Source organism: Sorangium sp. So ce117, assembly GCF_051524395.1.
Classification (GTDB): Bacteria; Myxococcota_A; Polyangia; order Polyangiales; family Polyangiaceae; genus Sorangium; species Sorangium cellulosum_B.
This window is the reverse complement of sequence record NZ_CP150309.1, coordinates 12,970,765-12,990,822: the sequence shown is the minus strand read 5'-3', so window position 1 is coordinate 12,990,822 and position 20,058 is coordinate 12,970,765. Positions and strand designations below refer to the sequence as shown.

12 protein-coding genes are annotated in these 20,058 nt (G+C 71.5%); 7 read left to right on the top strand and 5 right to left on the bottom strand.

What is annotated here, in order from left to right; all coding sequences use genetic code 11:
* Positions 1 to 5: 5 nt before the first annotated feature.
* Positions 6 to 1,022, bottom strand: coding sequence for a porin (locus WMF46_RS48880; protein WP_437983529.1), 1,017 nt, complete (start codon positions 1,020 to 1,022; stop codon positions 6 to 8).
* A 921-nt stretch (positions 1,023 to 1,943) separates the two neighbouring features.
* Between WMF46_RS48880 and WMF46_RS48875 the strand changes: the two genes are divergently transcribed.
* The gene (locus WMF46_RS48875) at positions 1,944 to 2,399 is read left to right on the top strand and encodes a hypothetical protein (RefSeq protein ID WP_437983528.1); all 456 of its coding nucleotides are present in this window, start codon (positions 1,944 to 1,946) and stop codon (positions 2,397 to 2,399) included.
* Between the two features lie 225 nt (positions 2,400 to 2,624).
* Here the strand turns inward: WMF46_RS48875 and fumC are convergent, their stop codons facing one another.
* Positions 2,625 to 4,022, bottom strand: a complete 1,398-nt coding sequence (gene fumC / locus WMF46_RS48870; RefSeq protein WP_437983527.1) for a class II fumarate hydratase — start codon at positions 4,020 to 4,022, stop codon at positions 2,625 to 2,627.
* Between the two features lie 189 nt (positions 4,023 to 4,211).
* Here fumC and WMF46_RS48865 point away from each other — a divergent pair, with 189 nt between their 5' ends.
* Entirely contained in the window at positions 4,212 to 5,204 is a 993-nt protein-coding gene (locus WMF46_RS48865; protein ID WP_437983526.1) for a fatty acid desaturase family protein, read from the top strand.
* Positions 5,205 to 5,217: 13 nt separating this feature from the next.
* On the opposite strand, the gene WMF46_RS48860 is transcribed toward WMF46_RS48865, so the two are convergent.
* Entirely contained in the window at positions 5,218 to 5,763 is a 546-nt protein-coding gene (locus tag WMF46_RS48860) for a hypothetical protein (RefSeq protein ID WP_437983525.1), read from the bottom strand.
* A gap of 519 nt (positions 5,764 to 6,282) precedes the next feature.
* Here WMF46_RS48860 and WMF46_RS48855 point away from each other — a divergent pair.
* Together WMF46_RS48855 and WMF46_RS48850 are read left to right on the top strand one after the other, a co-directional pair.
* Positions 6,283 to 10,386, top strand: a complete 4,104-nt coding sequence (locus WMF46_RS48855; RefSeq protein WP_437983524.1) for an RHS repeat-associated core domain-containing protein — start codon at positions 6,283 to 6,285, stop codon at positions 10,384 to 10,386.
* A 389-nt stretch (positions 10,387 to 10,775) separates the two neighbouring features.
* Positions 10,776 to 12,830 carry a hypothetical protein gene (locus WMF46_RS48850; RefSeq protein ID WP_437983523.1) on the top strand — a complete coding sequence of 685 codons (2,055 nt, stop codon included), beginning with the start codon at positions 10,776 to 10,778 and terminating at the stop codon, positions 12,828 to 12,830.
* A 108-nt stretch (positions 12,831 to 12,938) separates the two neighbouring features.
* On the opposite strand, the gene WMF46_RS48845 is transcribed toward WMF46_RS48850, so the two are convergent.
* Entirely contained in the window at positions 12,939 to 13,514 is a 576-nt protein-coding gene (locus WMF46_RS48845) for a TetR/AcrR family transcriptional regulator (RefSeq protein WP_437983522.1), read from the bottom strand.
* 257 nt (positions 13,515 to 13,771) lie between these two features.
* Between WMF46_RS48845 and WMF46_RS48840 the strand changes: the two genes are divergently transcribed.
* Together WMF46_RS48840 and WMF46_RS48835 are read left to right on the top strand one after the other, a co-directional pair.
* Positions 13,772 to 14,866, top strand: coding sequence for an NADH:flavin oxidoreductase (locus WMF46_RS48840; RefSeq protein WP_437983521.1), 1,095 nt, complete (start codon positions 13,772 to 13,774; stop codon positions 14,864 to 14,866).
* A gap of 48 nt (positions 14,867 to 14,914) precedes the next feature.
* Positions 14,915 to 15,766: a ketopantoate reductase family protein gene (locus WMF46_RS48835; protein ID WP_437983520.1), complete on the top strand. Its 852-nt coding sequence runs from the start codon at positions 14,915 to 14,917 to the stop codon at positions 15,764 to 15,766.
* Positions 15,767 to 15,844: 78 nt separating this feature from the next.
* Here the strand turns inward: WMF46_RS48835 and WMF46_RS48830 are convergent, their stop codons facing one another.
* Complete coding sequence (locus WMF46_RS48830; protein WP_437983519.1) at positions 15,845 to 17,284, bottom strand: sigma 54-interacting transcriptional regulator; 1,440 nt, start codon at positions 17,282 to 17,284, stop codon at positions 15,845 to 15,847.
* Between the two features lie 400 nt (positions 17,285 to 17,684).
* Between WMF46_RS48830 and WMF46_RS48825 the strand changes: the two genes are divergently transcribed.
* Positions 17,685 to 20,048: a hypothetical protein gene (locus tag WMF46_RS48825; RefSeq protein WP_437983518.1), complete on the top strand. Its 2,364-nt coding sequence runs from the start codon at positions 17,685 to 17,687 to the stop codon at positions 20,046 to 20,048.
* Positions 20,049 to 20,058: the final 10 nt, after the last annotated feature.

Here is a 20,058-nt window from a genome sequence, read left to right as displayed (position 1 = left end):
GGCCGCTAGAGGTTGAGCTGCAGCTGCAGCGCCACGGCGTCGTTGTCGAGCGCGACGCCGTGGCGCTCCTGCCGGTGGGTGAAGTCGGCCTGCGCCTTGAGCGTGTTGTCGATGAAGTGGTAACTCGCGCCGGCGGTGAGGGCCCAGCTGTCCGTCTCGTCCGAGAGGTCGAGGTTGGGATCGAGCCACTCGAACCGCGCGCTCACCCCGAGCTTGATGCGCCTCACGAAATACCCCACCTCGCCGACGAGCCCTATCGACGTGACCGGGGCGAGCTGGCCGAGCGGCTGCGTCGGGGTGCTCTCGGGGTCGCTCTGGTTCCAGAGGAGCTCGGCCAGCGCGTGCGCGCCCGCGGCCTGGACCAGGACGTCGGCGCCGATGCCGTGGATGTCGCGCGTCCCGCCGTCGCTGAAGAAGTAGCTCGCGCCTGCGCCGACGCGGAGGCGCGAGACGGCGAGGTCCTGCACCGAGCGAGGGAGGGGGCCGAGCGGCTCGGTGGCGAGCCGCGCGACATAGGCGACGTGGTCGAAGCGGTTGCCGAAGCTCGCGGCGTTCTCGACATAGCCGGCGAAGAACTGATCCGAGCGCTGGAAGCCGTTGAACATGCCGGCGAAGTAGCTGAACGCCCGGCCCCGGAAGTGCCCCTCGACGTGGAGGCCGACCTGGCGGGAGGGCGCCATGGCGCGCACGGCGAGGGGCCGCTCGATGAGCGCGCCCTCGCCGGCCCCGGCCATCGCGGAGCGGCTGAACGGCACGTCGTGCGCGCCGAAGTAGAGGTTCGCGAACGGGAAGTGGGCGTAGCCGATCCACGCCTCGGAGAGCCGCGCCGAGCCGTCCGCGCCTCCGGCGAGCTCGCCCGAGACCGCGAACGGCACGTACCCGGCGAGCCTCCCCGCGAAGCCGACGCGGGCGCGCCGCAGGCGAAACCCCTGCCCCTCGGCGACGTCGCCCGCCTGGAGGAAGGCGTCCTCGCCCACGTAGGGGACGGCCTGCGCCTGCACGAGCACGAGGGGAGAGAGCACGAGACGGCCGATCGCGAGCTGGAACGGCGGTTCGTCCGCGGCCGGCGCAGCGGCCGCCCCGGCAGGTGACGGTGCGGCCGCGATCGCTGCGGGCGGCGCAGCGCTGGACGGCGCGGCGCCTGCCGGCGACGTGCTGGCGGCGGGTGCTCCGGGTGCGGCGACAGCGGACGGCGCAACGCTCGCAGGCGGTGCGTCCGGCGTGGCCGCGGGGGTGCCGGGTGTGGCCCCGGCAGGGGGCGTGGCCGGCGCGCCGCTCGGCGGCGTAGCTCCGGAGGGCGGCGTGGCCGGCGCGCCGCCTGGGGGAACCGCGCCGGGCGGCGGCGCGACCGGGATGGCCGGCGCCGCGGGCGGGGGAACCGGGAGCGCGTCGGCGGCCGGAGGCTGGGTTGGCAGCCGCTGGGCGGGTTGCGCGCTGGCCTGCGGACACCAGAGCGCCGCCGCTGCCAGGAGGATAAGGGCGAGCGCAGCGCCGTCCGGCGCCGTGCCGCTCCCGCGGCGCCGCGGCCGGGCACATCGAGGATCCGCACCGCGACGAGTCCATGCGCAAGGTGTCATTGGCGTCCGTGCTGGCCGGCGGGCGAGAGGAATCGCAACGAACTCGGCAACAGCGCCGCTGGCAGGCGCCTTCGTCTATCCCACGTGTCGACAGGGTGTCAACGCGCCGCCTCGCCCCCGCGCGCACCAGGCGAGTTGCCCTTTCCGGGCACCTGCGATGGGCGTACACTGAGTGCTCCCGAACCCCGCGGCGCTCGACGTCGATCGCCGCCCGTTCCCGGAGGCGGGCTCGCCCCGCCGCCGCGCGGAAGGCCGGAATGACCGGCGCTCCGCGCGGTCGACCTCTCGCTGGATGTCCGTCAGCCGCGCGAAGGCGCGCAAAGGAGGTGGTGAATGAGGGTGTGCAGTAGAGCGCACGGAGCTGCCGTGGCGCTGCTCGCGACGCTGGTTGCGCCTGGCCTGGCGCAGGCGCAGGAGGTCGGGCCGCCGCCCCGGTCGCCCGCAGAGCGGACTGCGACGGTGCTGTCCGACGCACAGTTCAAGGCGCGGTTGGAGGCGCTCGCAGCGGAGCTTCCGTCCGCGCAGATGGGACGTAACTGGAAGCGTGTGGTCGACGAGGCGCTACAGCGGGTGACCGACCTGCCGCAGGCGAGCGCGCCGGCGCTTCCGTCCTCGGACATTCTTGAGGATCCGGAGGCGCTGGGGGAGTTCGACGACCCGACGCAGGGGTTTCCGGAGGCGGGCGTGGCATTCGAGCTGGGCCGCTATGAGGTCACGCTTGCGCCGGTGGTGCTGCCCGTGTCGCCGGTGGTCTGGACCATGCCTGGCGAGCAGGGGATCCTCCCTGGCGCACGGGTACGGCTGCCGTGGGCCGTTCCTTAATCCCCCGGGTAAAAAAAGAACTCAGACCAGAGCGTCGTTTACTTCGTCGTGGTCGTGGTCGTTTACGTAAACGACGACGTAAACGTTTACGTTGGTGACCGATGATGGGGTGGAGGGCTTCGTGAGCTGAGCGTGACCGAACGAGCTCGGTTATCGCCGAGGCCCCCTCTCCGAGCGCCCGGCAACTCGGCACGACCTCCTCTCCTTCGCGTCCCCACCGCAGCCTCACCCGTCCCCGGAAGGCCCGATCATCCTCTCCGGCCGAACGATCTCGTCGAACTTCCCCCCATCGAGGATCCCGAGCGCGAGCGCCGCCTCGCGGAGGGTCGTCCCTTCCGCGTGCGCCTTCTTGGCGATCTTCGCTGCGTTGTCGTAGCCCACGTGCGGGTTCAGCGCGGTCACCAGCATCAGGCTGTCGCGCAGGTTCCGCTCGATGCGCTCGCGGTTCGGCTCGATGCCCCGCGCGCAGTGCTCCTCGAACGACGCGCAGCCGTCGGCGAGAAGCCGGATCGACTGCAGCACGTTGTGCACGATGAGCGGCTTGTACACGTTGAGCTCGAAGTTGCCGCTCGCCCCCCCGATGCCGACCGCGACGTCGTTGCCGAGCACCTGCGCGCACAGCATCGTCATCGCCTCGGCCTGGGTGGGGTTCACCTTCCCCGGCATGATCGAGCTGCCCGGCTCGTTCTCCGGGATCGTGATCTCGCCTATCCCGCAGCGCGGCCCGCTCGCGAGCCAGCGGACGTCGTTCGCTATCTTGGTCAGGCTGCAGGCGAGCACCTTCAGCGCGCCGTGCGCCGCGACGAGGGCGTCGTGCGACGCGAGCGCCTGGAACTTGTTCGGCGCGGTGACGAAGGGCGCCCCCGTGAGCTCGGCGATCCTGGCGGCGACCTTCACCGGAAACTCCGGGTGGGCGTTGAGCCCCGTCCCGACGGCTGTGCCCCCGAGCGCCAGCTCGTGGAGCGGCGGGAGCGCGCGCTCCACCGCGGCGATGCCGGCGTCGAGCTGCGCCACGTAGCCGGAGAACTCCTGCCCGAGCGTGAGCGGCGTCGCGTCCTGCAGGTGCGTGCGGCCGATCTTGACGATGTCCGCGAACGCCGCGCTCTTCTGCGCCAGGGTCTCACGCAGCCGGCGGACCTCCGGGAGCAGGCGGCGCTCGATCTGGAGCGCGGCGACGACGTGCATGGCCGTCGGGAACACGTCGTTCGAGCTCTGCGACCTGTTCACGTCGTCGTTCGGGTGGACCGGCGATTTCGAGCCCATCACGCCGCCGCTCATCTCGATCGCGCGGTTCCCGATGACCTCGTTCACGTTCATGTTGGTCTGGGTGCCGCTGCCCGTCTGCCACACGACGAGCGGGAAGTGGTCGTCGAGCTTGCCGTCGATGACCTCGTCGGCCGCCGCGACGATGAGCGCGCACCTGTCCGCCGGCAGGAGGCCCAGATCGCGGTTCACGAGCGCCGCCGCCTTTTTCACGGTGGCGAGCGCGGCGATCATCTCCCGCGGGAAGCGCTCGCCCCCGATGCGGAAGTTCTCGAGGGAACGCTGCGTCTGCGCCCCCCAGTAGCGGTCGTCCTGCACCGCGATCGGCCCGAAGCTGTCCTTCTCGATGCGCGTCCCCATGGCCGCGTCTTAGCGGCGGCGAACGCGCCCCTCAAGCGGCGCGAAGCCCTGTCGCCAGCCCCCGCGCAGGCGCGTAGGCGCATTCGCGCCGCGGGGGTAAAAAGCGGGCGTGCTCTTGTTTTCCCGCCTGTTTTTTGCGAAGTTCCGGGCCGCGCACGCGCGAGAAACACGGAGATCAGCATGGCCGGCATGGACACAGTACCGCGGGAGCTGCTGCAGGCTGCCTACAGGCGCAACCCGATTCACCTGCTCAAGATCCCGCTTCATTTCGGCATCTGGGCCGCGGTCACGTGGGTGCTGTACGCGACGCAGCACCACCCGCTCGCCATCCCGATCGGGGTCGCCTGCTCGTGGTTGATCGCCAACCTCGTCCGCGGCCTCGGCGCCGTGGCGCACGACGCCGTCCACGGCAGCTGCTCGCGCTCGAAGCTCACCTCGTACCTCATCGCCCTGGTCTGCTGGGCGCCGACCGGCATGAGCGTGACGCTGTACACGAACTACCACCTTCATCATCACAAGATCGCGAACACGTACCCTGACGTCGACAACTTCGTCGTCACGGATTACACACGGAACCCCGTCCTCGCGAGGATCCTGCTCCTCGCCGTCTACACGTTCGCCTATCCGCTCTACTTCCTCGGCTGCATGGCGCGGTACGTGAAGCGGCTGTCGCCGCTCCAGCGCGTCAAGATGAACGTGGAGCTCCTCGGCTTCTACGGGCTCATGGCCTTCTTCTTCTGGGTCATGCCGCTCCAGGTGTTCTTCTTCTTCTATGTCCTGCCGTTCGTCTTCGGCGCCATCCTCGCCAGCGTGACCTCGATGATCGAGCACTACGAGATGCTCCCGGGGGAGGACGCCTACAGCTCTCGCACCTACGGGACGAGCGCGCGCGTCACGAACTTCCTCTGGAACAACGTCACGTACCACAACGAGCACCACAAGTTCCCGGGCATCCCGTTCTACAACCTGCGCAGCTTCCACGAGGCGGCGTATCCCTACTACGATGAGCGGGTGAAGTCCGCCTGCCACCCGTCGATCGTCGGCGTCGCCCTCTCGCTCTACGGCCGTATCCTGAAGCTCGATATGGCGAAGCTCGACGAGCGGTACCGCGGCCTCAACAAGGACGACGAGCGGCGGAAGATGATGGCGCTGAACGGCATCCAGCCCGGCGCGACCGCCTGAGCCGGACGAAGGCTCAATCCGCGGCGAAGCAGTAGATACGGCCCGCGCCGCCCACCGCCACGAGCTGCTGCTGGCTGCAACCCGCGGGGGCGTGCACGGAGTTCCACGAGTTGTAGGGGGCCTGGCCGTTCATGTTCGGACCGAGGCCGTCGGAGTGCCCCACCTGCGGCCCGGGCGTGGCCGTGGACGACGTCCAGTCGTTGCACGTGGCGGCCAGGGCCGTGCCGTCCGCCGCCGAGCCCGTGAGGATGTCGTGCTCGATCGGCGAGGGAGAGCCCTGCCACTGGCCGTTGATGCGGTTGCCTTTGTGATCGACGAAGAGCTCCGGGTTGCCCCCGGGCAGCGCGTGCAGCGCCTCGACAGTCGCGGCCACCGTGACGCCCTTGGCGTTGACCCAGGGCCCCTTGCCGATGCGATCGCGGGCATCCTCCGTGCTCGTGCTCAGGTACGCGCGCCACGTGCGACCGCCGGCGCCCGCTTCGGCCGCCAGCGCCTGGCAGGTCGCGTCCGCGCCGGCGATCCCTCCGAGATCGCCGCCGCTGTCGCTCGGGGTGGACACGAAGAAACCCAGGGATGAGGTGCCCGGGTCCCCACCGGCCCCGGTAGCGGGCCCGCCTGCTGCCCCCGCGCCGCCCTCGCCTGCTCCGCCCTCGCCTGCGCCGCCCGATCCGCCCGCCCCAGCAGCGCCACCTCCTCCGACGCCCGTGCTCCCTGACCCGCCGCTGCCTCCGGTACCGCTGCCCGAGGCGCTGCTGGTCGAAGTGCTGCTGCTGGCCTGGTCATTACTCGTACCGCTGGAATCGGATTCATCCGAGCAGGCCGTAGAGGTGACGAGGAATGCTGCGGAAAGGACGAGGTAGATCTTGTGCACGGCAGAGCTCCTGAGTGGGCGAATGGCGCGCACGATACCGACAGCTCGCCCCTTGCCGCAACCTCGAGCGCGAAAATGCGCGAGACGCGCAGGAATGCGCGAACATGCCAGCGGGATTGAGACAGGCCGAACGAGGAGGCAGCGCGATGGGCCTCGCGGCTGACCGGTCGGGTCAACGTGCTTTCCTGCGCGTCCGTGGAGGGGACGATGCGCACTTCCGGTGCTGTTGCCCCCTGTTACGCTCGCTCCCATGGCGCGCACAGCCCCTGTCCCGAATATCCCCGCGATCCCCGGCATGAATCCCGGTGTCTTCATCATGGGCGGCGGCGGAAGCAGCGGCGGCGGCAGCGGCAAGGCGGCAAGGGGAGCGGCAAGGACCAGGGCGCCGACGGCTCCAACGGGGGCAGCGGCGCCAACGGAGGGGGCAAGTCGGCCTGCGGCGGCGCGGGCGGCGACGGCTCCGGCTGCCCGAACCACCACGGGTCGAAGAAGAGCGGGAAGGTCTCGAAAGGCGACCCCGTCGATGTCGCCACCGGCCGCGTGTTCACCGATCCTGTGGTCGACCTCGAGTTGCTCGGCGCCCTCGGCTTGCGGTTCGTGCGTCGCTACAGCACGAGCGCCCGCGAGCGCGACGTCGGCCTCGGCTTCGGCTGGGTTCACTCGTTCGCGTGGGCCGCCGAGGTGCGGCGCCAGACCACCGTGCTGTGGACCGACACCGGCGCGGAGCTCTCGTTCGACCCCATCGCCGAGGGGGACGCGGGCATCGGCCCCGACGGCTGGGTCCTGACCCGCGACGCCAGCGGGTTCGTGCTCGATGACGCCGCGGGCACGTTCTACCTGTTCTCCGAGCGCGACGGCTCGACATACCGCCTCTCCGCCGTGCGCGACGCCCATGGCAACACGACGCGGCTCACCTACCGCGAGGGGCGTATCGAGTCGATCACCGACGCCGCCGGCCGCGTCGTGCGCGTGCGGCGCACGCCCGACGGCCGCATCGCCGCGCTCGAGGTCAAGAACGCGCCCGAGCAAGGGAGATGGGTGACCCTCCGGAGCTATACCTACGACGAGCGCGGCGACCTCGTCGCCGATACGGACGCTGAGGGCTGCGTCAGCCGCTACACCTACGACGATCACCGGCTGATGTCGCGCACGGATCCCGAGGACATCACCTTCCATTTCCGGTACGACGAGCGTGGTCGCTGCGTCGAGACCTGGGGCGATCACCCCGATCCGGGGCGCCTCGGCCTCGCGGAGGGCGTCCCAGATACGCTCGCCGATGGCACGAAGGCCCGGGGGATCTACCACTGCAAGCTCGTCTATGGCGACGACGGGTACTCGGAGGTGGCGGACTCGATCACCGTGCACCGCTACTTCGCCAACGAGTTCGGCAAGCTCGACAAGGCCGTATCCGGCGGGGCCGTCTACTGCCGCACCTACGATGAGAACGGCAATCTCCGCTCGTTCACCGACCCGCTCGGAGCCACCACGACCTGGGTCCGCGACGCCCGCGGCCGCACGCTCCGCGTGAGCGATCCGCTGGGCCGCACCACCGTCATCGAGCGCGAGCCGGACGGGCACATCCGTCGCGTCACCGACCCGGGCGGCGGCGTCACGGAGGTGACGCGCACCGCGGGCGCCCTGTACTGGACCGATCCGATCGGCGCGACCTTCGAGGTCCGCATCGAGGCGCGGGGGCTCATCACGGAGACGGTCGCGCCGAACGGCGCGCGCACGCGCTTCGCCCACGACGCGCAGGGCAACGTGATCCAGAAGATCGACGGGACAGGCGCCGTCACCGAGCACGTCTACGATTATTGGGGACGTTGCCTTTCGGTGCGCGACGCGCTCGGGCACATCACGTCGTACGCCTACAACGACCGGGGCGATCGCGTCGCCGTGCGCCACCCGGATGGGGGCGTGACCCGCTATGCCCACGACCGCAACGGGGACGTCGTGCGCGTCGATCACCCGGACGGCACCTCGACGCGCTTCGATCGGGGAGGCCTGCACAAGGTCTGCGCGATCCGGCGCCCGAACGGCGAGGTGAACCGCCTCGGCTATGATCGCGAGGGCCGCCTCGTGCAGGCCGAGAACGCGCGGGGGGACGTGTACCTCATGCGCTACGACACAGCGGGCCGCATGGTGTACGAGCGGACGTTCGCCGGGCAGGAGAAGCACTACCGGCACGACATGGCCGGGCAGCTCCTCCACGAGAAGACCGGCGCGGGCGAGATGACCGAGTTCGCCTACGACGCGGCCGGACAGCTCGTCCAGCGCACCCTGCCGGACGGCGCCACGGAGTCGTTCGAATACGACCATTGCGGGCAGCTGATCGCCGCCGTCACGCCTGCCGGAGAGCTCACGTTCACACGCAACGCCGTGGGCTGGGTCGTGGAGGAGCGGCAGCTCGCCTCGGGGGAAGCGTTCTTCGTGCGGCGCACGTACGATCTCATGGGCGACGTCGTGCAGCGGACGACGTCGCTGGGCCACTCGGCCGCCTTCGCGCGGGACGCCTGCGGCCGAGCCACGCAGGTCGTGCTGGACGGGCGCACCACGGTCGGGGTCGCGCACGACGCGCTCGGGCGCGAGATCGCCCGCGCGCTGCCGGACGGAGGGCGCATCCAGGTCGTCTACGACGCGCTCGGCCGCATGGCTCAGCGCTGGGTAGGCCACCCCGGGCAAGCCAGCGCGGGCGCCGGCCGGCCCGAGTGGGTCGGCCCTCGCCCACCGGGGACTACGGTGTACCAGGCGTTCCGCTACGGGCCGTGCTCGGAGCTCGTCGAGTCGTGGGACGACGCGCTCGGCCGGAGGCTGTTCGAGCACGACCCCGCTGGGCAGCTCCTGGGAGTCCGCGACGAGCGGGGCCGGGGGCAACGCTTTGCTTACGACGCCGCGGGCAATCTTCACGAGCCGGACGGCGAGCAGCGCGCTTACGGCGCGGGGAACCGCCTGGTGCAGAAGGGCGGCACCACGTACGCATGGGACGAGTCGGGCAGGCTCACGAGCGCGCGCGACGCGGAGGGCCGGCTGACGCGGTACACGTGGAACGCCCTCGGGCTGCTCGCAGCGGTCGAGAGGCCCGATGGAAGGGTGGTCGAGCTCAGCTACGATCCGTTCGCGCGGCGCATCGGGAAGCGCACGTTCGAGCGAGCGCCCGACGGGAAGCGGCGCGAGGTGTCGAGCGTGCGCTTCGTGTGGGACGGCGGCATGCTCGTCCACGAGATCAAGCGCGTGGCGCAGGTGTCGGGCGATCCCGTCGTGGAGGAGCGCACGTACTGCTTCGAGGAGGCCCGGTACGCCCCCTGGGCCCACCGCGACACGCGCGTGGCGGGCGGGCGGTCCGAGGAGAGCCCGTGGTTCCATTACCTCAACGACGACGTGGGCGCGCCGGAGCGCCTGGTCGGCCCCGCGGGCGAGGTGGTGTGCGAGCTCGACCGATCCGCGTTCGGCGCGAAGGTGAAGGAGGGCGGGCGGACCACGACGCCGCTCCGCTTCCCGGGCCAGTACGAGGACGAGGAGACGGGGCTCGTCTACAACCGCTACCGCTACTTCGATCCCGCGATGGGGCGGTACCTGAGCGCGGACCCGGCCGGGCTCGACGGCGGGTTCAACGGCTTCGACTACGCAGGCAACGCGCCGACGCGGTTCGTCGATCCGAGCGGCCTGATGCCGTTCTCGACCGTCCGGAACGCGGCCGGGAACAACCCGGAGGGCAAGGATTTTACCGATCCGAAGAACCGTCGCGGGGTGCCGGGCGATATCGAGGGCAAGAGCCAGGGAGAGCGCGGCGGGCCGAAGGCAGAGGCTCACCGCGAGAAGTTCGGCAGGGACGACGCGATCACCGAGGCCGTCAAGAACGCGCAGAGAGCGCGCGAGCCGCAGAAAACCCCGACGGGGGACACAACGTGCTCGGAGGTGGACGCGCTGCACAAGATGGCGCGCCAGATCCGCGCCGAAGGAAACGCCCAGCGAACAGCGAAGGGGAAGCCTGAGATGACCAATGAGGAGGTGCGCGCCGAGCTTCAGAAGCGCTTCCGGAACGGCGCGACGATCGAGACCACGAACAAGACCGGCGAGGGCATGGCGCCCTGCCCCATGTGCGCGCAGATCTTCCGCGAGCTCGGCCTCCACCCGGCAAACATCGGAGAGGACGCCAAGGGCGGTGTGATCGGCCCGAACGACGAGACGGAAACAAAGGTGAACAAGATGGGGCGGTGGGATGGGAACATCACGCAGAGCAGCCAGGATAAACACTCTCGACAACGGAACATCCGGACGACGCGCTCCACAACCCCCCCGTTCACCACCTGACGCACGCGATGACGACACCCCGGCCCCGAATCCCCGCCCCCGCGCCCATTGAGCGCGCCTGCCGCTGCGCCTGGCGCGAAGCGTCGCGCGCCAAGCTCGACCCCGGAGAGCAAGGCGCGCTGACCGCGCTCGGCCGATGGATCGAGGAGCCAGACCGACCCTATGCAATCTTGCACGGCCGGCACCCGAGCCGGCGCGCGGTCGTGGCCGCCCACCTCGTCCGTGCGCAGCAGGAAGGCACGGCGTACGCCGCGCACCTCGTGCCAATTGGGCCAGATCTCAAGCTCGAGCGTGACATCCTCGCGTTGCTCACCTCGCGGCTGCTCGCCGGTTGCGGTGGCGGTCCTCCTCGGTGGTTGCGCATGCGTATCGCGAAAGAGCATCTGCGCGTGGGGCCAACCGAGGACGACCCCTCGCTGCTGCTCGCGATCACCGACGTGGAGGAGGCGGAGCCGCTCGTCGCCTGGCCAGCGCTGTTTGCCGCCGTGGGTCCCCGCGTCAAGGTGCTCGCCACCGTCGAGAGCGACGACGCCGCGGCCCACGCGTGGCTCCAGCGCCTCGGCTTCGATCCGGCGCGCACGCGGATCCACCCGCTGCCGGTGCGGCCCTGGCCCGCGCCGGGCGATCCCACGAAGCTCCTCGCGACCACGGGCGCAGCATCCACCGAGCTCCTCGGCCTGCTCTCCGTCGCCTACGGCCGCCTTCGCCGGGACGAGATCACGACTGCCCTCGGGGCCCCCATGGAGCGCGCCCTCGCCGGGATCGAGCCGCTCGTCACGGCCATCGAGGGCACCTACGCGTTCCGCTCGAACGCGGCGCGGCGCGAGGTGGAGGAGCGCCTCGGCCGCGACGCGCGGGACGCGTCGATCCGCCGCCTGCTGTCGCTCCCGCCGGACGGCTATCCGTGCGCCTACGTGCGCGCCCACCTCGAGCAGGCCGCCGCGCCGCTCCAGGCATTCGCCGCGCTGGTCACCGAGGAGCACCTCGCCCGCTGGATGGCTCGGCCCGAGGCCTATCTCGGCTTCGTCGCCGATCTCGAGCGCGTGCGCCGCCGCGCCGTCGAGGCGCTTCCAATGGGTCACGAAGCAACGGCCCTCGCTGTGCGCGCGGCCCTTGTCGAGGCGAGCATCAACTGGTGCGCCCGCCGCGAGGACCACGATGCTCCCGTCGGCGTCGAGCTCATCGTTCGGGAGAAGCGGCTCGCCGACGAGCGAGATCAGGCCAGGGCGCTCACCGCGCTCGGCGCGGCGATGACGGCCGGCCCGGCGCGCGCCGAGGTGCTCGAATGGGCCACGGACGCTGCACGGCGCACCCCGGACGTCGAGTTCCGCGGGGATGGCCTCCTGAGCCTCGCCGAAATCGTCGGGGGCGAGGCGGGATACGCGTTCGCGCGGGAAGCGCTCGCCGCGTATCGGACCACGGAGAACGCGGAGGAGCGAGCGCGCCAGATGCTCTTCGTGGCGAAGTGGTTGCCTCCAGAGGAAGGGATCGCCGTCGTGCGCGAGGCGCTCGCCGTCCTCCGTGACGGCGGCGGAGATCCTGGCGATCTCGACCTGTTCGCCGACCGCTACCCGCGTGCGGTCGCCGAGGCGCTCTGGCCCGACGCGGAGGCGCTGCCTGGGCCCGCGCGGGCGCGAGCGCTCGCCGCGCTCGCGCGGGGCCTCGGCGATCCCGAGCGCGTGTGCGCCGCCTTCGCCGCGGTGGAGCAGCACGTCAATCCGTACGACCTGCTGATGCAACGGACTCTCGCGCAACTCGTGCCGGTCCTCGACGCCCCGGAGGCCCGCCGCGCCGCGGCGCTCGCGCCCCAGTTCGGCGAGCGGGCCACCGAGCTCTTCGAGGACCTGGTCCCACGCCTCATCGCGCTGGGCGATCCCGCCGAGGACCTGCTCGAGGCGCTGCCAGTCGAGGCGCGCGTGCGTGCGCTGGCCCGGAGCCTCCCCTTCGCCGCGGAGCCGGCGCGGCTGCGGGCGCGGATCGACGAGGCCATTCAGAACGCCGAGCCGCGCGAGCGCGGCTGGATGCTGTTCGACGTCTGCCCCTGGTTCGCGGCGACGGGCCACAGCGACGCGCTGCTCGCCGCGGTCGCGCCGCTCAGCGACGGTAGCCGCCTGACCGCCTTCCGCATCCTGGCACGCCACGATCCCGCGCGCGCGCCCGAGCTGGTGCGTCAGGCTCTCCACCTGGCCCTGCGTTTCGGCGCCGACGAGCCGGAGTGTCTGCTTGAGCTGCTCCCGCTGGCCCGCCATTTCCCGGCCGAAGGGGCCGCCGCGGCGCTCGGCCTCCTGCTCGACGCGCTCGCAGGCGATTACCGCCATGCCGCGCTCGCGGGCGACGGCGTGAGCCTCGTGAAGCTCGTGCCGCTCATCGCTGCGATCGCAGGCGACGAGGGCCTGGCGGGCGCAGCGCGCGAGGTGGTGCAGGTCGCAGCGTGGTTCCCCTGAGCGCCGCGGTGCTCGCGGGCTGCCGTCATGGACTGCCGCCCGCCTGCTTTGGCAGCGCGCCGGCGGCATCCTCGGCGGCCAATGGCGCCGAGGCTCGGCACGGACCAGCTATCGATTCTTCGTCGTCATCGCCTTCACGACCGCATCGGTCGCCGTGACCAGCGACCTCCTGAAGGCGTGCATCCGCTGCTCCGCCGCCGATCCCTTCTCGGCCGGCTGGTTTGGCGCGAAGCCGAACCAGGACATCGACAGCCCGAGGAGGATGACGAACAGGTCCTCGGCGCACCGCTTCGGCGTCGCCCCGAGGTCATAGGCCGCGGCGAGCTCCTGCACCTTGGCGGTCGCGACGTCGTGCTGCGCCTCGTCGGGGAGCTCGAGCTGCCTCCACATCATCATCCGCACGCTCTTCGGATTCTCGACCAGGTGATCGAAGACGCCTGCGACGAAGGCCGGCAGGTCCGACGGGTCGAAGGGCACGGCGTCGAACGCGATCTGGCACCGCTCCTCGAGCACGCTGCGGAACAGACCCTCCTTGGAGCCGAAATAGGCGTAGATGGCCTGCTTGTTCGCCGAGGCCCGCTCCGCGATGCGGTCCACGCGCGCGCCAGCCAGCCCTCGCTCGGCGAACTCGTCGAGCGCAGCGTCGAGGAGCCTCTTCTTGGTCGCCGCCGAATCGTAGCGCATGGGTGGATCCTTCATGGAGCACACGCCGTGGCGCGCGGCAAGGAGAGCGCGCCGCCGCCTCGCCCAGTTGACACGGCCAAGACCGCTCCCTAAGTTTAAACCATCCAGTTGGTTTAACACCGAGGAGGGCGTCGTCGATGACGATGGCGCCGCGGTGTCGAGATTGCAGGCGCGGGCGTTGCCGGAGCGCCGGGGCGCTGCCGGCCGCGGCGCCCTGGCGAGGACGACGCCCAGAGAACCGGAGAAGGGACCGAGCGATGGCGGATCCGCAACCGAACAAGAACGACGATGTCAGCGCGCTCTTCAAGCCATTCGAGCTGAAGGGGCTGAAGCTCGAGAATCGGTTCGTCATGGCGCCCATGACGCGCCAGCGATCGCCGGGCAACGCGCCGGGCGAGCCGAACGTCGATTACTACACCCGGCGCGCTGCCGCAGATGTCGGGCTGATCCTGTCGGAAGGAACGGTCGTGGAGCGGCCGGGCAAGCTTCACCTCCGCGACGTCCCGCACTTCTATGGCGAGCGGGCGCTGGACGGCTGGCGAAAGGTCATCGACAGCGTGCACAGGGCGGGAGGGAAGATGGCGCCCCAGCTATGGCACGTCGGGCTCGCCAAGCAGGATCCAAACGGCCACGAGGAGCCCGCGGCCCTGGAAGGCCCGGCGAACATGTCGCGCGACGACGTGCACGCCACCGTGCGGGCCTTCGGCAAGGCGGCGGCCGACGCGAAGCGCCTCGGCTTCGATGCCATCGAGATCCATGGCGCCCACGGTTACCTCATCGATCAGTTCTTCTACGAGGTGACGAACCAGCGCACCGACGAGTATGGAGGAAAGACCATCGGCGAGAGGAATCGCTTCGCCGTCGAGATCCTCGAGGCCGTTCGAGAGGCCGTCGGGCCGGAGATGGTTGTGATCCTCCGCCTCTCGCAGTGGAAGATGGGCGCGTACGATCACAAGATCGCGAAGACGCCGAAGGAAATGGAGCAGTGGTTATTGCCGCTCGCAGAGGCGGGCGCCGATGTGCTCCACCTCTCCCAGCGACGCTACTGGGAGCCCGAGTTCGCCGGCTCCGATCTGAACGCCGCGGGATGGGCGAAGAAGATCACCGGCAAACCCACGATCACCGTGGGGTCGGTCGGCCTGTCCGGCGATCTCTTCGGGAACTTCGCGGGCGAGGCCTCCGCGCCCCAGGGGCTCGGTGAGCTCGTGCGCCGCTTCGAGCGCGGCGATTTCGATCTCGTCGCCGTCGGGCGCCCCTTGCTCAGCGACCCGGCCTGGGTGCAGAAGATCAAGACCGGCCTGACCTCGGAGCTGACGGAGTTCACCAGGGAGAGCCTTGGTCGGTACTTCTGACTCGGGCGGTCCTTCATGGGCATTTTTAAAGGAGCTACGGTGTAACGCATGAAGATTGCCATTCTCGGCGCCGGTAGGATTGGAAGCGCCTTTGCCTTTCAGCTCGCGCGCGCGGGGCACGAGGTGACGGTGATCGCCCGTGGAGAGCGGCTGGAGCAGCTGCGGCGGGACGAGGCGATCGTGAGCGCCTCGGGCGAGCGCGCGGCGGTGCGCGTGAGCGCCGCGCTCGACGCGACGGCGCCGTGGGATCTGGTGCTCGTGACGGTGCTCGCGTTCCAGGTCGACGCCGTGCTCCCTGCGCTGGCCGAGAGCGCGGCGAGGTCCGTGATGTTCATGTTCAACACCTTCGAGCCGCTGGGCCGCCTCCGAGATGCGGTGGGCCCGGCGCGCTTCGCCTTCGGCTTCCCTGCGATCCTGGCGACCCTCGAGGACGGCAAGCTGACGTCGAAGGTCGTCACCCGAGGGATGGTCACCACGGTGACGGACGCGGCGTGGGCGAAGGTCTTCACGGACGCCGGCATTCCCGCCGTCGTGCACTCCGACATGGAGAGCTGGCTGCGCACGCACGCGGCGCTCGTCGCGCCGGCGATGGTGGCTATCACCACGGCGCACGCGCGGAACGCAGGCGTGTCGTGGGCAGAGGCGATGCGCCTCGCGCGCGCCATGGAGGAAGGGCTCCGCGTGGTGCGCCACCTCGGAAACACCATCACGCCGGAGCCGATTGGGACGCTGAGCCGCCTGCCCACGCCGGCGGCGGCCGCGCTCCTGTGGGGGCTCAGCAGGGTCGACGCCGTCCGCAAGACGGGCGCCGTCGGGCCTGGCGAGCCGCGCGCGCTGATCGACGCGATAGCCGCCGCGGCGCCGGGTCAAACGCCGACGCTGCTCGCGATCAGACCCTGAAGAAGGCAGCGAGCCCCTCCACGAGGGCACGAGGCGGCCCGCCCTCGTGAAGACGCCCGGGATGTCGTCTGGCCAGGGCTAGGACGGGCTCTCGTCGACAGAGCCCAGCGCGTCGTCGGGCTCGCCGGCGCCCGTCGATGCCCCGAGGCCGTGCCGCTCGATGAGCCGGCGAAGCTGCGTCCGGTGCATGCCGAGCGCCCGCGCCGCGGCCCGCACGTTGCCGCCTTGCTCGCGCAGCGCCGCCTCGATGCGGGCGCGCTCTCCGGCATCGAGCGGTGGGGCGCGCGAGGGCAGCGCGCGGCGCGCCCGGGGCGCGGCAGGCGCGCTGTCTCGGCCTCCGGCGGGCGGGGCGCCGGAGGGCGGGTCGGGCTCGAAGAGGGCGCCGGCGCTCGGGCTGAGGTGCGCGGCCTCGACGCGCGAGGCCCCCTGCATGAGCGCGCTCTGGGCGGCGGCGCGCGCCTCGACAAGGAGCTCGCGCACGTTGCCCGGCCAGGGCCGCAGCAGACACGCCTCGACAAGCGAGACGTGGAGCCCCAGCTCGGGCGCGAGCTGCCGCACTTGCTGCTCGATCAAGAGGGCCATCTCTTCGAGGCGCCGCCGCAGGGGCGGCAGCTCGACGGCGGGGCGCCCCAGGCGAAAGTAGAGGTCTTCGCGCAGCCGCCCGCTCGCGACCTGCGCGCGCAGGTCGCGGTGGCTGGCGGAGCAGAAGGCAAAATCGACCTTCTTCGGCCTGGACGCGCCGAGCGCGAGCACCTCGCGCGTCTCGAGCGCGCGCAGGAGCTTGGCCTGCACCTCGAGGTCGAGCTCGCCGATCTCGTCGAGAAAGAGGGTGCCCCCCTCGGCCGCCTGGAGATACCCCTGCGCGTCGGCGTTGGCGCTCGAGTAGGTGCCGCGCTGCACGCCGAAGAGCAGGCGCTCGGCGATGCCCTGCGGGATGGAGGCGCAGTTGACAGGCACGAAAGGCCCGGCGGCGCGCGGGCCTTCCTCGTGAAAGGCCCGGGCGACCCCCTCCTTGCCGGTGCCGCTCTCGCCGCGAATGTGCAGCGAGAGCCCGAGCTCGGCGGCGCGCGCCGCCTCGGCCAGCCGCCGCTGCATCGCCGGGCCCCGCACGAACCCCTGACGCGCCACGACGCCCTGGCGCGCCAGGGGGCCGACGTCGTTCGAGGGCACGAAGAGCGAGTCGCCGAGGCGCACGACGCACGTCGCCTCGCGCGGCGCCCCCGCCGGCAGCGGCTCCCCGTCGACGAAGGTGCCGTTCTGGCTGCCGAGGTCTTCGACCCAGAAGCGCCGGCCATCGAAGCGGAAGCGGGCATGACGCCGCGACATGCGAGGGTCCTTCGCCTCGCCGAGCGCCGCCGAGCCGCGACCGACCTCGAGCGCCTCGCCCTCGAAGGGCAGCGCGCTGGCCAGGGTCACCCCGGCGCCGAAGACGCGGACGAGGCCCGGCGCGGCGGCGGGCCCACCGCTGCTCGAGGCGCGATGCCCGCTCGGCTGCAGGGTCGACCCGTCGTCCGTCATCCCACGGTCAGTATAGGTGCCTGGCGCCGACGGGTGTGCCCATAGCGGTGTCCACAGCGGTGCCCGAGCCGGTGCCCGGGGCGGGGGCTCCAAGGGGTGACACGAGGCGCAGCGTCCCGCGGCGGCGCCCGCGGGCCTGCGCTGGATCCGGGCCGGAGGCGGAGCGGCTGGCACGCGCCTCGCTAAACACCTCCACGAAAGGCCGTCGCGAAAGGCCGTCGCGAAAGGCCGTCGCGAAAGGCCGTCGCGTCCGCGGAGCATGCCGCGCGCGGCGGCACCGACGTCCGCGGTGGCCGGGTCGACGCCACCACGCCGCGCCCCCCGAGCCGGGGGGCGCGAGGCCATCCATCGACGACGCCGCGCCGCGCGCAGGCGTCGCGAGCCAGCTCAGGAGGAAATCATGTCGAATCATGTCCACATGCGCGTTCGCCGCAGCTCGGTCCTGTCTCCTGTCGTCCTGGGTGCGCTCGGCGCGCTCGCGGCCGGGTGCCTCGCCGACGCGGAGCCCGCGCCGGAAGCGCCGGACGACACCGGCGTCGGCGAGCAGCCGATCGTCAGCGTGGGTTCGCCGGTCACCGGCCCCGCCACCACGAGCGCGACCTTGCCCGCGGCCGGCATGAGCGCCGTGCCGGCGAGCACGCCGATCAGCGACACGACGACGAGCGCCATCCGCCTGGCGAGCTTCTCGAACGGAGCGAACCTCGCGGCCGGGCCGACGAGCGACCGCGCAAGCTGGCGCAACGCGGCCACGACCGACCCCTTCTCGGCGCCTCCGGCGCTCAGGACGCACCTCGACGAGGCGCTCGCGAGCGCGGACGCGAAGGTCGCCGCCGCGCTCGACGAGGCCGACGCCACGGCGACGCTGGCCGCTTTCAGGGCGATGTTCCCCGGGGGACTCTCGGCCAGCGTGACGCAGGACTTCGACGGCTTCGGCGCCGCGCGCGCCCGCTGGCTGAAGCGCTCGATCGAGAAGACAGGCACGTTCAATTATCCAGACCCGCGCCTGTTCGGCGAGGCGCGCCAGCGAGGCGCGCGCCTGTACTGCGCGGCCCGCGAGGTGCAACGCCAGCAGAGCGCGCGCGGCAAGCGGTCGATGGGCCGGAGGGCGCTCGCCGAGCTCAAGCTCTTCGGCCACACGGTGGACCTGCTCGTCATGGAGCCGACGGTGGTGCTCGACGGGCCCGAGCGCTTCACCGGCTCGGGCGTCAACGACGGCGCGCAGGCGTTCGTCGTGCCCATCCTCGCGGGGGGCAAGCTGACGCCGATCGGCAACATGGGTCTGCCGGGCTTCGGCGAGATGCGCGCGCCGCTCGCCTTCGTCAGCGCGGACGGCGAGGTGGTGAACGACGCGTCGCTCGATCCGACGACGGGCGCCTTCCGCCGGCGCTTTCAGACCGTGACGCACGCCGACGCGGTGGTCTCGCGCCGGGCGGTCGTGCGGCCCGACCCCGTCAGGTTCCCGCTGTTCGATATCGGCGTCGTGCACGTGTACCTCGATCTCAACGCGCGCGCCGACATCGGCGCGCTGAGCACGCCGAACGAACGGCTGCTCGGCCACACCTCGGGCACGCTGCCCTTCGGCCTGACGCCGCGGCCGATGGCCCCCATCGGCTCGATCGTCGCGCCCTTCCCGGTGTCGTGGGGCGACATGCCGATGATGCTCGGCTCGGGCACGGCCGCCACGCCGACGCCGGTCGCGCCGGCGTCGGGCCTGCGCTGGTTCTTGCTGTCGCCCTCGGGAGCGGGCGACATGGGCCTGATGCCGGTGACGAACCCGATGCTCGCGCGCATGATCCAGGACGATGATCACACCTTCACGGTGCGGCACAGCGCCGGCATGGAGTCGGTATTGACGGCGGGCGCCGGGTTCGACATCGGCGTCTTCGCCATGTGGCTCGACGTCTCCGGCGGGCTCGGGGTCAACGGCGGCCAGGAGCAGGTGCTGCGCGATGCGGTCGCGCTCGAGAACCAGCAGCCCGTCACGGTGCTCTCGGTGACCCCCCGCGGCTTCGTGAACGCGACGTACTCGGCGGGCATCAAGCTGCACCTGCGCTTCGGGCCCTTCGGCTTCGACGTGCCCATCGTCAACACCCGCGGGACGCTGGCCGAGACGACGACGGGCGACTGGCCCGAGGCGAACCGCTTCCGCATGGGCACCGGCTCCGGCACGGGCGCGCCCCTGACGCAGCCGAACGTCCAGTCGCACCTGCCGCTCGACGGCGCCTTCTCGAGCTTCCCCGTCGACGTCGACACCTGCCTCGCCGACACGGCGCCGAACCCGCCGACGCCGCCGCCCTGCGCGGCCGATCCGCCGAGCGGCGCGCGCCCGGCCGTGAACATCTGCCTGACGGGCCGGGCGGTCTCCGGCTTCCCCTACCCGTCGAACGTCTGCGCCGACCCGGCTTCGTACTCGAACACCCTGCGCGCCAGCGGGTTCAACGCGGCGCAGGCGAAGTGCGTCGAGGCCCAGCTCAGCCTCGTGTGCGCCCCTGTCTCGACGCAGACCAGCTCGACGAGCGTGAACCACGTGACCGACATTCGCTTCAACCCCGACGGCAGCGTCGACACGAGCGCCATCGGCGCCGAGGCCAGGGCGGTGAGCGAGGCGATGCAGCAGTGCGAAGACGCCTTCGGCGCAGGCGCGGCGCGAGCGCTCTTCGGCGTCGAGGCCTGCGACGACCACGCGAAGCCCTTCAGCCCGAATCGACCGCCCTTCAGCGTCACCGCAGGCGGCACGACCATCCGCCCGCCGAGCTGCGAATGAAGGCGGCGCC